The sequence below is a fragment of the Ochrobactrum sp. AP1BH01-1 genome (assembly GCF_018066705.1).
GTDB lineage: Bacteria > Pseudomonadota > Alphaproteobacteria > Rhizobiales > Rhizobiaceae > Brucella.
In genome coordinates, this window is sequence record NZ_JAGPOU010000001.1 from 950,040 (window position 1) to 964,812 (window position 14,773).

Genomic DNA, 14,773 nt, shown 5'->3' on the forward strand with positions numbered 1-14,773 from the left:
CCTCTGCTTCAGGTTCCATTCCGATTGACCTGTCCGCTCTTTCGCGCTCTTGTCCGCCGGAACGATTGGTATTAAGCGTCGTCAAATTACAAATGTCAAATGAAAATACATTTGTAATTTTGGCGTACGATCGAAGCGAGGGACCGATGAACGAATCCGAAGACAGCCTTATGGTGCGTGTGGCGTGGCTCTATTACGTTGGAGGATTCAACCAGGAGGCGACCGCATCCCGACTGGGCCTGACCCGGGCGCGCGTGAACAAGATACTGGGCGAAGCCCGCGAAAGCGGTCTGGTCAGCATCTCCATTGATCATCAGAACGCTGGGACATTACCGGTAGAAAACGAATTGATGCGTCGGTACGGTCTGGATTTTTGTATTTCAACACCGCCATTTGGCTTCCACGCTGATGAAGACACAGCATCGGAAATCCGCAAACAGGTTTCCTTCCGCGCCGTTGGTGTCGCCGCCGCGACTTACCTGAAGAACTTTCTCGCCGACAATGAGCAAGCGACCATCGGCACCGGTTGGGGGCGAACCATTGAACAGATGACATTGCAACTTGCCGGTGTACGTGCACCGCAGGCGCGCTTCATTTCCGTCATGGGATCGCTGACCGCAAATTCAGCCTACAATCCGTTCGAAGTCGTGCACATGCTGGCGCGACGAACAGGCGGGCAAGGCTTCTTCCTGCCTGTTCCTTTCATCGCCGATTCCGCAGAAGACCGAAAAGTTCTCATTTCGCAACGCTCCGTGGCTCGTGCGATGGAGATCGCTCGCACAGCCTCCGTCTGCTTCATCAGCGCCGGTGAACTGACAGAGGATTCGCTGCTGCGCCGCCAGAACATGTTGAGCAAATCCGAACTGGAGAGCCTGCGTGCTGCCGGTGCCATCGGTGACACCAACGGTATCTTTTTTGACAAGGATGGGCGGCAGGTCGAGCACGAGATGAACCAGCGTACCATTGCTCTCAGCTTTGCCGAGTTAAAGAAGGTTCAAGTGGTCCTGCTCATCGCCGGACAGGAAAAAGCCGCCGCAGCCAAAGCACTGCTCAAAAGTGGGATCGTGAATGGCCTAATCATAGATGGAGACGCAGCCGAGGCGCTAATAGCTATTCTATGACGGCATAGCGTGGTGAGGCTCACCATGGGAAGTCGCACCAAAAATGGGAGAGTGAAACTCGTCAGATCATGGCATGAATATTGCCATTCTTCCCGAGCATGCTACCAAATGAACGAGACACTAATCAAACTGCTCAATGGGATTGACTTACCGATCTCTGGACCAATCCGGCGTGCGCCATAGGATGAAAATCCATTGAGTGGCCGCAGCACAGAATTTGAAGATAGTTACACAAAAGCAGGCTTTTAGCCGTCTCTTTGATGCGGCGTTAGACCTGACAATTCAATGAGGGGAATAGCCCGATGAACGCCCATAGCATAACACGACTGGATGCCGGGCTGGGATGGCGTGAGGTTGCAGCTATAGCCGCAGGCAACAGCCTTGCGTTGTCGGAAGGGGCATTGCTCAGGGTGAAGCGCGCACGGACGATTGTCGACGCAATCATCGAAAAGGAAATAAGAGGCTACGGAATTAATACCGGGGTCGGAGCGCTTTGCGACGAGGTGATTGATCGTCACGATCAACAACAACTGTCACGGAATATTTTGCTCAGCCATTCGTGCGGCGTGGGGCCTATCCTTGGGCGAGAAGAGACACGAGCAATCATGGCTGCTCAGATTGCCAATGTGGCACATGGTTATTCGGGCATACGCACGAAAACGCTCAGCGCACTCATAGCCCTGCTGAATGCGGATATTCTGCCACAGATACCGTCAAAGGGATCGGTTGGCTATCTTACCCACGCGGCCGCAATCGGTTTGGTTTTAATCGGTGAAGGCAGTGCTCAGGTAGACGGTCGTAGTATCAGTGGGGACAAAGCCATGCGTTGTGTCGGGTTAGACCCAATTATACTCGAAGCCAAGGAGGGGCTCATTCTGGTTAATGGAACGCCATGCGCGACCGGTTTGGCCAGTTTGGCACTTGCACGATTGGAACGACTTCTTGGTTGGGCGGATGCAGCTGCTGCACTGACCTACGAGATGCTGGGCGCGCAGAATAATCCCTTTGCTGCAGCGCCTCTCGCGCTGCGCAAATCGGCTGGCATCGAGAAAACGAGCCAAAGATTGCGACGGCTACTTGACGGCAGTGAGCTTTTGGCTTCTTCGGCCGGTTCTCGCACGCAGGACCCGCTCAGTCTGCGAGCAGTTCCCCAGATTCATGGCGCCATCCATGACGTACACGAGGAAGTGGGACGCGTAGTGGACCGGGAGCTAGCAAGCGTAACTGACAACCCCGTTGTAGCCGGTACTCCGGAACATCCAGAAGTTCATTCTCAAGCTCATGCTGTTGGAGCAGCACTGGGACTGGCAATGGATAGTCTGGGGGTGGCCGCCGCCGAACTCGCAGCAATATCGGAGCGGCGAATAGATCGCCTTGTTAACCCGTTGGTCAGCGGCCTGCCGGCCTTCCTTGCGGAACCGGGCGGCGTGTCGTCAGGCTTCATGATTATTCAGTATACCGCTGCTTCTCTGGTTGCGGAGAACCGCCGTCTCGCCGCTCCAGCCAGTTTGGATGGGGGTATCACGTCCGCGCTTCAGGAAGATATGCTGACCCATGCGACCCCCGCTGCCGACAAGGCGCTTGCGATACTGGCCAATCTTGAGATTGTCATTGCCATCGAATTGCTTGCCGCAGCGCAGGCTTATGACATGCAACCCGGAAAAGATCGAGCAAATGGAACTGCCGCTCTCCAGTCGCTGATAAGGCAGATAGTGCCAGTTTATCATGACGATCAACCACTGAATCAACTCGTTTTGGCCGTGCGGGATTTCATCGCGCACCACCTCCCGCCTGTTGTATGATAAAAAATATCGATAAAATACTTTTCTGGAAACAACCGCATGCCATATCTCAATAGTCGAATCTACTTATAAGATATTTCCCTTTCATGCTGAATTGCATCCGCAGAATGCAAGAGCATTTTTAGCTTCCAGGTAAAGAAGGCTGGAGGCAGCGCCCGTGTGAACACGCCATATTTGTTGCGGTCCGTGTTTCGTCGATAAAAACCAGCCGTGCAGGATCAAGATCGAGTTGTTTTGTCGAACCTGGACTGGTGCATTTCCAAAAGATCATGACAGTTTTGCCCTACTGCATAGCCAGTCTGCTCTTGCGCGCCCGGTCGTGCCCGACCAAGAAGTGTGACCTCGACTTGCTGATAACGATACCACAGAAATTTGTAACGCCATTCCGATTTATTCAGATAGGAAAACGGTCTAAGCACCTTTGACATGCAAAGATGAACGTTTCTAACTTTATCCTGTTACCACTTTACGCGAAGACCTATATTACCCTTATAGGTATAACTATCAGCGAATTCAGTCAGGCTGGTGTTAATCGAGCCCTCGCCGTAGATCGAATACTTGTCATTGTCCCAATTGTAACTGCCGCCAAAGCCGACACCACCCCACAGGCGTTGATTTGCGGATGCAAAGCTCGTGCCCGCGACATCTACCTTCGTTCCGTCCAGAAACTCATAGTACAGGTTGCCGGTTCCATAGAAATGGGTCCGGTTGACGAGGCCCTTTTCATTGTACCAGGAGTTTTGGCGCTCCAAGCTCAAGCCGATCCGGCCCTGCAGGCTGTCACCCCGATCAGACATCACCTTGGCACCGAAAACATCCCTGAAGCTATCAAAGTCCACGTTAGAATAAACCAACTGGGCCTGCGGCGTTGCTGACCAATTTTCGCTTAGTGCGATACGCTTGCCGCTCTCCAGTGAAAGCGCATAACCAAATCCGTCATTGCCATCAGTCAATCCGAAATTGGCAAGAGTGGAATTGAGATCGCTGTCATACCAGGTCACCTGGGCTTGGCCATCGACATAAAAGCCATTGTTGCCATACCACGTCAACGACGTTCCTAACCCATAGCCATCAGTCGATATCTCTCCATCGCCGTGGACAGAACGTGTCTTAGCCTTGCCGTGCACATAATGCACGCTCAGACTTCCAATTAACTTTCCGTCTTCGTTATCCGCAAACAGGCCATCAATACCGGCCTGCATACGGAAGGTGTCGAAGCTATAAGCAGTGTCTGACCGAGAGAAACGAGGCTCAAATTTGGAATGAGCGCCTTCAAGTCGTCCCCAGATACCATTATTCTCAATGGATACGCCCGCCTCCTCGGGGGGAGCATAGGGCGAACCGACAGGGTCTGCCCCCTCGGACAACATGACGTTGCCAGAATTGCTCCAGTAACGATTGCCCACACGCTGTTGCAATGTCGGCAGGCCGTTCAGCCCCAACAGAAACTGCGGATAGGCTTCATAGGTCGGCACACCTGCCTGATAGAGAGGTTCCGGCTCCGGCTCGGGCTCAGGTTCGCCCCCGGGGCCAGGCTCAGGTTCAACAGGCTTCAAGACAGAGCGAAGATACCAGCCACCGTCACTCGGCGTCGATACACCACCCTGATAAAGTCGGTAGGCATACGCTCCGCCAACAACGGCCTGCTGGCCCTCATAAGTATAATCTCCCAAGAGGGTAAATAAGGCCGATGAATTTCCGCCGACCTCGATGATCTTGATGCCATCATTTGTAAGAGCACCGGGGCCGTCCACATTTGTCACCTTTACCCGACCGGAACCCGCCGTGTTGCCGTTGATTACCAGCATATCGGTCAGCGAACTGTCGTCGCCAAGTACGGCGTCTATGGCAACTATTCCGTTTGCTCCATTATAGTTTCCTGCAATGGTCAGAGTTCCAATTGAGTCCAACCTGCCTTGTGCTCCAGTCGGCGTTCTTCCGGGCGCAATTACACCAGCATTATTGGTGTCTCCTACGATACCGACCCCCTCCAGCACGCCGCCTGACAGAACATTCGCTGAGGCGGTGGAAATATCCCCATTGACTTGGAGAATGCCGCTGCTCGGCTGCAGGGTTCCTGTAAATTCGGTATGGTCATTGTTCAACAAAGTACGGCCTGCAGCAGCCTCAATAGTTCCCGCTCCAACAAGGGCGATGTTTACATCACCGTGGGAAATACCAAAAAAATCATCGGTAAATATGTCGAAGACATAATTCATATCGGTGTGGTTGAACCGAATGAGACCAGAACCATTTCCAAACTCGACCGTCTTTGCCATCAGGCGCCCCGGTGCCATTGCAGGCTGCCCCTGTGCACCGCCGATGCTCAAGACGCCGGTACCGGAGCTTTCAGCACCAAGAATGAGAGTGCCCGTGGAAATGTGATCTTGCAGCTCATAGACGTTGCGATACCGATCGGCCTCGTAAAGATCCTGCCCGAGAATGGTGGCAGAACCAATTCTCACCAACCCCTGATCGGCGATGGACACTTCCCCGCGACCACTTTGCCCAACCCTCAAAACCCCAGGATCTGTTGCAACAGTACCTGCTCCGCCAATATAGTTTTGGGCAACGCCGGACTGATACCATACCGACCCTGACCCAGATACGAAAATACGACCGCTGCCTCCATCGACGCCAACGCGGGTATCCAGTTCTTCACGGGTCAGGGACGGATCGTTTGCAAGGCTGTAGTTGATAAAGCTATGTACCTTCCCCTGCGATAGTATGTTCGCTGAGCCCACGCTGCCCGCGCCGTTGCCGATGGTAAATCCCCTGTTCAGCAGGGCTACAGGCGCCTCATTTCTGTTTGTTGCAGTGGTCCCGTCAACGTTCAGTTGCCCTGCGCCTCCATTATTACCAATGACCACGGTGCCACCGACGCCTGTATAATTATCACCCAGCTTCCCCCCGGCAAGCACATTGAGAGTGCCATTGCTACTAACACCGTCGCCGATCGCCAGGCCATAAGCTCCAATGCCCAGAGACGCCCCCTGAACATTCACCGTGCCGGTTCCTTCCTCGGACCCGATTACTATTGCTCCATTCGAAAAGTTGAACATCGGAGCGCAGGAATAGCAGGAATAGCCAAGTTCAAGAGGCCCTTCGGGCGGAACACCGGTTTCTTTTCCCGTTCCGATCAGGTTCAGAACACCCGCGCTGCCAGCATTCTGGCCAATAATAAAAGACTCCGCGGACAGGCCGATATGAGTGGGTCCATCCAGGACCAGAGTCAGAGATCCATTTGCGCCATTGGAGCCCAGCAAGAAGGGGCCACTTCCTGCGCCCAGGTCGATTGAGCCGGGATTTGAATCCTGCGTCAGAAAATTAATGACCACGGACGCATCGCTTCCGGCTCCGGTTCCAATAATTCGCGCGAGCGAACTATTGATGGGATTTGCCAAGTCAATCGTTCCGTTTGCGGACCCAGAGGCAAACACCGACGTCCCGCCTTGCGGCCCGGCGCCATCACTCCAATTGCCGTTTAGAAAGAAGTCGCCGTCAGGCGGTCCGATCCAATCATTGGCATAAGCACCAGAAATTGGATCGATAGTGAATAGAATTAACGCAACGGAAGCAGTCAGCCGCTGCTTTATACCACGTACTGTAGAGTAGCCTCCCCCCCCCTGCAACGACGATGCCTTCCCTCATTGGCAGAGCTCCGTTTGCGTAGAATTCACCTCAATTGAAAAATCCCATTTTGTCGCTATAATAATAGAATATCCTAAAAAATAAACAGATAATATTTACAAACTCTAATAAACGGAGATATCGTCATTTAGTGTGTTTCTGCGCCGACACATTCTTCTTCGATTACATCCGTCGGAAGGTCAAATCCCGATGAAGAAACATTCCGTTTCAAAGACTTCCAGTAAATGCTAAAAAATATGCGCTAGATGATGAAGTGGATATGATGGTGCAATCAACCCAAACACTTCTTTTTCGCAAACCATGTATAATATGTGCAGAAACCCATCGTGATTATGGCTTTCTTAAAAAGCAAAATTTTGATTTCGCTAAGAAAATCGCGGTCGTCCCGTTAGGATTCAATGAAATTCCATTGGCGGCAAAACACTATCCCGTACTTTTCCTGGAAAACGATAACGTCGTTCCTGTTGTCATAATGAGCCTTTCCGGAAAGGTGAATGCCTTTGTGCAAAAAGACGGTCAATGGTTGCCCGGTCATTACATCCCAAGGACCTTCCAGCTCTATCCTTTCACATTGGAAAAACTGCCTGATCAGGACAATGGTGTCCTGATTGCTGACATGGATTGTCAGGCCATCATCCCAAATGCAGATTCGCACAAAAACATCCGCTTGTTTGATAGCGCAGGAAACCCAACCCCGCTTCTGCGTGAAATTGCATCCGCTGCGCAGCAACGATATCATGACGGAATAGTTGGAGCAGAGTTCGCCAGCTTGCTGCGAGACAGCGGTGTGCTAACGCAAAGCTTGGTGCAGTTTGTGGGCCCAGCGGGCCAGAATGCGACGGCAGCTCGGCTTCTGGCCATCAACGAGCCCGCCTATCGTTCGCTCCCAGTTGAGACAATAGCGGGTTGGTTTCGCTCCGGATGGCTTGATGTCGCGAGTGTTGTTCTTCTGTCTCAAAAAATCTGGTCACAGTGGGCCTTGCCTGCCAACACGGCGGCCCCTCAACAGACAGGGAGAGGTTAATGGTGGTTCTTTCTATCCCGAAACGCCCGGTCATTATACCGTTGCAAACGGCTCCCCCGGCACCGGGCGAAAAGCAGATTGATAACAGCATCAATCTGGAGACTAACGACTACATCGTCCGCACACTCTTACCCCGGGATGTCACAGATGAGTTTCTCGAGTGGTTCAATAAAGCTGAGATGCTGCGCGGCCTTAATCTCGAGAACCTCAATTTCACTTTGGAAAGTCTGAGGTCTTTTGTCTCACGCTTCGATAACTTCCATAATTATTTTCTCGGAATATTTTCGGGCGATGCCCTCGTTGGCTTTTACACAATCGACGTAAATCGACATCACAAGATCGGCAGTATCACAACCGGGATCGGCGATAAGCACTACTTGGGAAAGCACGTACTGTGGTCCACGATAGATGCCGTTATTGATCATTTTTACGAAACACGGGACATCGAAAAATTTACCGCGCGTATTCTGGCGAGGAACTATGCAATGCTCTTCAACTTCAAGAACAACCCGCGATTTGAACTTGAAGGCCATTTAAAACAGGAGTGCCGCGCATCGGACGGAAAGCGCCTCGATATACTTCTGTTTGCATCATATAAATATGCGCGTGGAGGAAAAGAACCTCACCGTGTTGCGCCTAATGCAGTTGTTCGGAAAAAATAATATGGACACGACCGTCGATTATGTAGAACGAGCCAAAGATATACTTTCTGGGTGTCTCTTCATCCCAAAGGAAAGCATTCAGACAGATGCAGACATCAGTTCTCTCGGAGAGCTGGACAGTCTGACGTTCGAATTAATTGTCCTGGAGATAGAAAAGAGCCTTGGCCATGAGGTCGATCCGGTAGAATTGCTTGAGATGCGGTCGGTGAAAGATCTGGCGCAGCTGCTTCAAAATCGACAGCCATGAATCCGTCCTCGAAAATATGCGCGCAGCTTTATCAACTGGCCGAGGAATATAACGGGCAAAACGTTGTGAGAAATCTCAGTGGCGTTGACGTTTTGATCATCCAGCGACTGGAAGAAGCCGATTATATTTTGCGCAGGAATGCCAAGAATTATCGAAAAAACATGGCTTGGCTTCGCCAGATGCTTGGCGCGTCCCGTTTTTCGGAAGATGGACGCGCTTGGGAAATCAGGCGACAATTAACTCAGACCTATTTCAACACATTCGACCGGGAAAAGACCTTTAGTCTGGCCAGGAACTACGCACTTGCCGCGCTTGATCGTCTGGTTGCGCAGAGCCTTTCGCGTGAGACGCTCGACGATGACATATTGCGAACCATGACGGCGAGTGTACTGATCGACAACTTCTTTGGAGCCAAATTGGAAGAGACCGAGCTCGATCTTTCACTTCTGGCTCAATTGATGCAATACGGTTCTGAATATTCATTCGTCCCTCACGGACGAACGGGCAAACTTTACCGGGAAAGGCTCCTCCAGCTTACCGAGTTGCGCAAGAAAATGTTGCACGCGCTTCATTACTTTCGTGACGGACGCGCTCCCAGCACATCGCTGCTCGACGACCTGCTGGACGCTGATCGGAGAATGGAAGACCGCGTCGTTCTGGAACATGAGCTGATGGCTTTCATCGCAGCCGGCTCTGAAACATCCGCTGCGGCGATGGGATGGCTTTGTTATTTGCTGGCAAAACATCCTGACATACAGGAGCGCCTACGCTCTCTGGCCAAAAATTTCTGGCTTACGCGGCAACCAAGCTGGCAAGATCTATCGTCGCTGGAGCCGCTTTCGCAATTCGTATCCGAAACGCTTCGGCTTTATCCTCCGACTCCTATCGTAGCCCGCTACGCGATTGATGCGGACCAACTCAGCGACAAGAACATTGAAGCCGGACAGAATGTCATGATTTCATTCATCGGAGTTCAACACGACAGGCGTTTTAGAGCCGACCCATGGGCGCTGAATATCGACAGTCATAAAAACCAGAAGATATCAGGCGGCAATATGGCCTTCAGCATCGGGCCACGCATCTGTGGAGGGAAACATTTCGCAATGGTTGAAGTGACCACGTTCCTGAGCGTCTTTCTCGATAAGGTTCGGCTGGAACTGACAAGCGATGCCCCTCCAGCGTTTCATTGGAAGTCCCAGATGCTGCGGGAAGGTGGACAACCGGTACGCTTTCACTGGCTGGATGCTAAGATATCCAGCGCGAATACGATGACAGCGTAAAGGAGCAGAAACGACTGCCTTTCGTCAGGCGCGTAGTATAAGGAGGCTATTTGATTGCGGACTAAAAGAACCGGCGCTCCGCTTGTCCTTTCCTTCGGCAGTTTTGGGACCGTCGCGGAAGCTCTCGATTTAGCCGCGCAGACAGATAACGATGTCCGTATTTACAACCAAAAGGGGGAATTGGAACACGCATTTACATACAAAAGCTTGCGCGAAGAAGCCATCAAAATGGGGCAGGCATTGCGATCTCTGGGTCTTTCTCGGGGAGACCGGGTTGCCATTGCTGCCGAGACTTGCCCTGAGTTTTTCTTCATTTTTTACGGTTGCCAATATGCCGGGCTGGTCCCCTGCCCTCTTCCGCACACCATCTATCTTGGAGGAAAATCCACCTATATTTCACGCATCTCTTTGCTTGCGAGGACGGCTCATGCCTCGGTGATCTGCCTGCCCGATAATCTTGCAAGCATATCGGAGCAACTGGAACGCGAAGCGGGTATACCTCCCATTTCGTTTACAGCTGTCCAGACAGGCGCCGGAAATCAACCGCCCGAACCGCTGCAAAAGGATGAACTTGCCTATATCCAGTTCTCGTCGGGCTCGACCGCTGAACCAAAAGGCATTGCGATCTCGCAAGCCGCCTTGGCAAATAACATAAAGGGCATGCTTGAGGAGTGTATTCGAATAGAGCATTCGGATCGCACATTCTCGTGGTTACCCCTTTATCACGACATGGGACTGGTAGGTTTTTCTCTTGCGCCACTCTTTGCCCGGATTTCGGCGGACTATATTTCACCGTCAACCTTCGCGAGACGGCCCGCTGTTTGGCTGGAACTCATGTCGCGTAACAGGTCCACCATTACTTATGCTCCGCCGTTCGCTTACAGATTGGCCGAACAACGTTTCCTACTTTCCAGACCAGCGATTGATCTCTCTGCCCTGAGGATCGCTGGTGTAGGAGGCGACATGATCCACCACGATATTCTAAGGTCTTTTGGTGAAACGATGGCGTCGGCGGGATTTGACCCGGCCAGATTTGTGCCCAGTTACGGGATGGCGGAATCTACGTTGATGGTGAGCTTCTCGCGAGGATTGCAGACAGATCACGTAAATAGAAGAATACTGGAGGACAAAAATATAGCCACTCCAGCAAATCCTGATGATCCCTCCGACGCGTTAAAGACATTTGTGATTTGTGGTCGGCCATTGCCCGGTCATGATTTAATTGTGACTAATGACCAGCAGGAGCCTCTTCCCGATCGGCATCTCGGCCACGTGCTGATCCGGGGCCCCAGTATTATGTCGGGTTATATCAGTGAAGGGCCGGCTCACGCCTCGTCTGCGAGCGCAGATGGTTTTCTGGATACAGGAGACCTCGGCTATCTCACTGACGGACAAGTCGTCATAACGGGCCGGTCCAAAGAGATGATAATCCATAACGGACGTAATATCTGGCCACAAGATATTGAATTGGCAGCCGTTGATGCTTCCGGGTCAATACTGACGCGTGCGGCCGCGTTTTCCGTAGAGCTGGATTCCGAAACTGAAATCGTCATTTTGATCGAATTGCCATATACTCTTTTAGACAAGAAAAATCTCGTCTTGAAGAAGGTGAAAGGAAGCATAAGCTCTTCATTTGGGTTGCATGCTCAAATTGTCACCGTGCCACCAAAGACACTTCCTTATACGTCCTCGGGCAAGCTCGCCCGGTCCCTTGCGCGGAAAGTTTATATCGATGGAGGCATTGCGTAGCCGGGTCTTCTCTGTCGATCGCCGCCCGTCACTTCAAGAGCATGGCGTCTCAAAATGTCCTATGCCTCGTTGGACGGGCGCAAGAAAACTATAGGGCTATTCATGCCGTTGCGACCAAGGCTATGGCTGTTTCGGGCCTGGCTGGAGGCGGGCTTTGGTTCCGGCTGGGTGTTTTGTCATCAAAGGCCAGAGCAGGCGTGTACCAGTTGTTATCTCGTCCGCGAAATCGCGACCTAATGTTTGGGATTGAGTAAAAACTGATGGTGTCTGATGCTTCGTCCCACTTTACTCTGGAAGGTCAGAAGATGCGCAAAACTTTTTCAGCACTAGCCGTCATTTTAGGTTTGATACCAGGCTATGCTCTGGCAGCAGACACACCATCGCAGTTCGAACAACTGCGCGACCGGCTTATGAATGCAGTCCCCACGACTTCCATTCTCGATCTAAACCAATGCACACTCAAGTCGGGAACAAGCAAGTCCGATAGAAAGCCTATTGGAGGGCTTCCTATCCGTAGCTTCCTGATACTCCCCGAGCCAAACTCCACTATTGCTTATGCTCATACCCACTTTACGGTCATGCCCGATGGCACGCCCGTTACAGAAATTAATCAATACAGAGTGAAACCGAACGATACCGCGACCCTCACGTTTAGAAGGCTGTCTCCATCGACCTATAAGCCTCTATCTGACCCGTTGGTCTTTGATTGTCCGCTCGGAACGGGATTGCGCTTTGTGCCGGAAGGAAAGCCGCTTACGCCTGAAATGGGAAAATAATCGATTTTGCTGATATCGCATCAGTGCGTTAAGTTGGAAGCCGCCATACGCGGCAAGTTCTCTCGAAGCCGACCGAACCGTTCGCGGTCGGCTTCTTTTTATACTGGAACGGAGAAAGCGGCCCCGGCGGCCGCTTTAATTTGCCGCACGTTGGGGCGCATTGCCTTGCAGGACCGCCAGATCGGTCACAATTGCAGCGGCTTCCTTTTGCAGAACATCAGTGGCGTTTTGGCGGCTTTTCTCGATTGCCAAATCAGCACTCAGGCTTCGCTCATTCGACTGCAGGCCGTCGTCAATCTGCGTATCAATACCATCATCGGTTTTTCCGCGAGCTTTGGCGCGATTTTCCTGAGCAGTCATCTCATTGCGCCGCACAGTTTCGTTAAGGGAGATGACCGTTTTCTCACGCTGTGCCTTGAGCGCCGCAACATCTTCCACAAAGTCCTGGAACTCTCGGGATTTCTGCACACGCTCCTCATGCAGTTTTCGCAGCTTTGGTAACAACGCCTTAATATCGTCGGATGATTTGTATTTCGCGGCGCTTACCTGCGACCAAGGCAAAGCATTGTCGAAGCTCGATTCACCGATAAGCTTGAGATCGAAGAGCCCAGGCAGGCTTATATCGGGCGTCACGCCGCGCAATTGCGTCGTTCCACCGTCAACACGAAAGAACTGTGCTACAGTAAATTTAAGCTCACCATATTCCGGTTTGGGATTGTTGGCCACTTCATCGAGATCGACCACGGTCTGCACGGTTCCCTTGCCGAAACTTGGTTCGCCGATGACCACGCCACGGCCGTAATCCTGTATTGCCGCAGCAAAAATTTCTGAAGCGGAAGCAGAGCCGCGATTGATGAGCACGCCCAGCGGTCCTTTCCAGGCGGGAGCCGGGAGATTGTCGCTTTCAACCTTGACTTCGCCGTTTGCATTGCGTTGCTGGACGACCGGTCCCTTTCCGACAAACAGACCTGTCAGATCAATCGCCTCGCTCAGCGAACCGCCACCATTGTTGCGCAGATCAACCAGGACACCATCGACCTTATCCTGCTTCAACTCGGCGATCAGCTTGGCAACATCGCGGCTCGCACTCCTGTAGTTCTTGTCACCCTTGCGTCGCGCTTGAATATCTTCGTAGAACGCCGGGAGAGTGATCACACCGATCTTACGGGTAACGTCTCCGTCCTTTACCGAAAGGATCGTTTTCTTTGCGGCCTGCTTATCGAGGCTGATCTTGTCACGAACCAGCGTGATGACATGGTGCTTGCCGTCGGCGCCGGCATCGGCCGGAAGAATATCGAGCCGCACGACCGATCCCTTGTCACCGCGGATCATCTGTACAACTTCATCGAGGCGCATGCCAATCACTTCCTTGATCGGACCGTCTTTGCCCTGACCAACGCCGATGATACGGTCGCCCACGGAAAGCTTGCCCGACGACTGCGCCGGGCCACCGGCAACAAGTTCGCGGATTGTCGTATAGTCGTCTCTCTCCTGAAGCACAGCGCCGATACCAACCAGCGACAGCTTCATCGAAATGTCGAATTCGGCCGAAGCCTTGACGCCGAAATAGTCGGTATGGGGATCGACTGATGTCGTATAGGCAGCCATAAATGACTGAAAGGCATCATCGCTTTTATACTTGTACGTGCGCTCGATGGAATTCTCATAGCGCTTATCGAGCGTCTTGCGAATAGTCGCATCATCCTTGCCGGCGAGCTTCAGACGCAACCAGTCATTCTTGACGCGCTTGCGCCATAGATCATCGCTTTCCTCGTTCGATCGCGGCCACGGCTCCTTGTCGCGCACGATGGAGAAATTTTCCTGCTTGCTGAAATCGAAATTCTGCTTGAGCAGACCGCGCGCAAACGTCATGCGCTCGATGATGCGCGTCTGGTAGACGTTAAAAATGGAAAAGGGAATGGTCAGGTCCTGCCGGTCGATAGCATCGTCGATCTCCTTGCTGCCGGTCAGGAATTTGTCGACATCCGCCTGGAGAAAGATGAGGCGATCCGGGTCCAGCGAGTCAATAAACCGGTTCATGATCCGAACCGACAACGCATCATCGAGCGGGACAGGCCGATAGTGAAAACGTGTGAGGAATTCCGCTGTCAGATGAGCGGCTTGAACTTGCTCCGGCGAAGGCTTCAAAAGGGCCGGAGAACCGGCTTCAAAAGCATGCGCTGGCAAAACACCTGCCAGAAAGAGACAAACCAAGCCGATTTTGATGCGTTTCAAGTGACGTTCCATTCTTGACGCTGAGCGTTTGATACCAACCCTTGTTGGCTAAATATGGTTTTTTGGCAACCGTCTATGCCGATAAGAGCTATTTCCTGTTCTTCACAAGTTGCTGGAAATGCTCTGTCCACATTATGTCCAAGAGGCGGATTGAACCAGTCAAAAGCCGCGACACCTGGACGGCCTTCCCCCTCCAACAGGGGGAGACGGCAGAGTGAAGCAGCGA

General features: G+C 52.3%; 10 protein-coding genes. 8 read left to right on the forward strand and 2 right to left on the reverse strand.

Features of this window, described 5'->3' with window-relative positions; all coding sequences use genetic code 11:
- The first annotated feature begins 146 nt into the window (after positions 1-146).
- On the forward strand, positions 147-1,121 hold the full coding sequence (locus J9800_RS04470) for a sugar-binding transcriptional regulator (RefSeq protein WP_114217052.1): 975 nt from the start codon (positions 147-149) through the stop codon (positions 1,119-1,121).
- Between the two features lie 302 nt (positions 1,122-1,423).
- Positions 1,424-2,923, forward strand: coding sequence for an HAL/PAL/TAL family ammonia-lyase (locus J9800_RS04475; protein WP_114217051.1), 1,500 nt, complete (start codon positions 1,424-1,426; stop codon positions 2,921-2,923).
- 458 nt (positions 2,924-3,381) lie between these two features.
- On the opposite strand, the gene J9800_RS04480 is transcribed toward J9800_RS04475, so the two are convergent.
- Positions 3,382-5,985 (reverse strand): autotransporter outer membrane beta-barrel domain-containing protein, encoded by a 2,604-nt coding sequence (locus J9800_RS04480; protein ID WP_114217088.1) that lies wholly within the window; start codon positions 5,983-5,985, stop codon positions 3,382-3,384.
- An 848-nt stretch (positions 5,986-6,833) separates the two neighbouring features.
- Here J9800_RS04480 and J9800_RS04485 point away from each other — a divergent pair.
- The 6 genes from J9800_RS04485 (at position 6,834) to J9800_RS04510 (ending at position 12,312) form a co-directional block, all read left to right on the forward strand.
- Positions 6,834-7,598, forward strand: a complete 765-nt coding sequence (locus J9800_RS04485) for a SapC family protein (protein ID WP_114217050.1) — start codon at positions 6,834-6,836, stop codon at positions 7,596-7,598.
- Entirely contained in the window at positions 7,598-8,260 is a 663-nt protein-coding gene (locus J9800_RS04490; protein ID WP_205315987.1) for a GNAT family N-acetyltransferase, read from the forward strand. Before J9800_RS04485 ends, J9800_RS04490 begins: the two co-directional genes overlap by 1 nt.
- A gap of 1 nt (position 8,261) precedes the next feature.
- Positions 8,262-8,507: an acyl carrier protein gene (locus J9800_RS04495; RefSeq protein ID WP_114217049.1), complete on the forward strand. Its 246-nt coding sequence runs from the start codon at positions 8,262-8,264 to the stop codon at positions 8,505-8,507.
- Positions 8,504-9,787 carry a cytochrome P450 gene (locus J9800_RS04500; protein ID WP_114217048.1) on the forward strand — a complete coding sequence of 428 codons (1,284 nt, stop codon included), beginning with the start codon at positions 8,504-8,506 and terminating at the stop codon, positions 9,785-9,787. Before J9800_RS04495 ends, J9800_RS04500 begins: the two co-directional genes overlap by 4 nt.
- A 54-nt stretch (positions 9,788-9,841) precedes the next feature.
- A complete protein-coding gene (locus J9800_RS04505) occupies positions 9,842-11,536 on the forward strand; it encodes an AMP-binding protein (protein ID WP_114217047.1) in 1,695 nt (564 codons plus the stop codon).
- A gap of 305 nt (positions 11,537-11,841) precedes the next feature.
- Positions 11,842-12,312: a VirK family protein gene (locus J9800_RS04510; RefSeq protein ID WP_162707475.1), complete on the forward strand. Its 471-nt coding sequence runs from the start codon at positions 11,842-11,844 to the stop codon at positions 12,310-12,312.
- A gap of 135 nt (positions 12,313-12,447) precedes the next feature.
- On the opposite strand, the gene J9800_RS04515 is transcribed toward J9800_RS04510, so the two are convergent.
- Complete coding sequence (locus tag J9800_RS04515) at positions 12,448-14,559, reverse strand: carboxy terminal-processing peptidase (RefSeq protein WP_114217046.1); 2,112 nt, start codon at positions 14,557-14,559, stop codon at positions 12,448-12,450.
- Between the last annotated feature and the right edge of the window lie 214 nt (positions 14,560-14,773).

What these genes read in the sequence shown, in the direction of transcription:
- J9800_RS04515 (WP_114217046.1), bottom strand. Translation starts at nt 14,559, where the DNA reads ATGGAACGTCACTTGAAACGCATCAAAATCGGCTTGGTTTGTCTCTTT.
- J9800_RS04490 (WP_205315987.1), top strand. Translation starts at nt 7,598, where the DNA reads ATGGTGGTTCTTTCTATCCCGAAACGCCCGGTCATTATACCGTTGCAA.
- J9800_RS04495 (WP_114217049.1), top strand. Translation starts at nt 8,262, where the DNA reads ATGGACACGACCGTCGATTATGTAGAACGAGCCAAAGATATACTTTCT.
- J9800_RS04510 (WP_162707475.1), top strand. Translation starts at nt 11,842, where the DNA reads ATGCGCAAAACTTTTTCAGCACTAGCCGTCATTTTAGGTTTGATACCA.
- J9800_RS04480 (WP_114217088.1), bottom strand. Translation starts at nt 5,985, where the DNA reads ATGTTCAACTTTTCGAATGGAGCAATAGTAATCGGGTCCGAGGAAGGA.
- J9800_RS04475 (WP_114217051.1), top strand. Translation starts at nt 1,424, where the DNA reads ATGAACGCCCATAGCATAACACGACTGGATGCCGGGCTGGGATGGCGT.
- J9800_RS04485 (WP_114217050.1), top strand. Translation starts at nt 6,834, where the DNA reads ATGATGGTGCAATCAACCCAAACACTTCTTTTTCGCAAACCATGTATA.
- J9800_RS04500 (WP_114217048.1), top strand. Translation starts at nt 8,504, where the DNA reads ATGAATCCGTCCTCGAAAATATGCGCGCAGCTTTATCAACTGGCCGAG.
- J9800_RS04470 (WP_114217052.1), top strand. Translation starts at nt 147, where the DNA reads ATGAACGAATCCGAAGACAGCCTTATGGTGCGTGTGGCGTGGCTCTAT.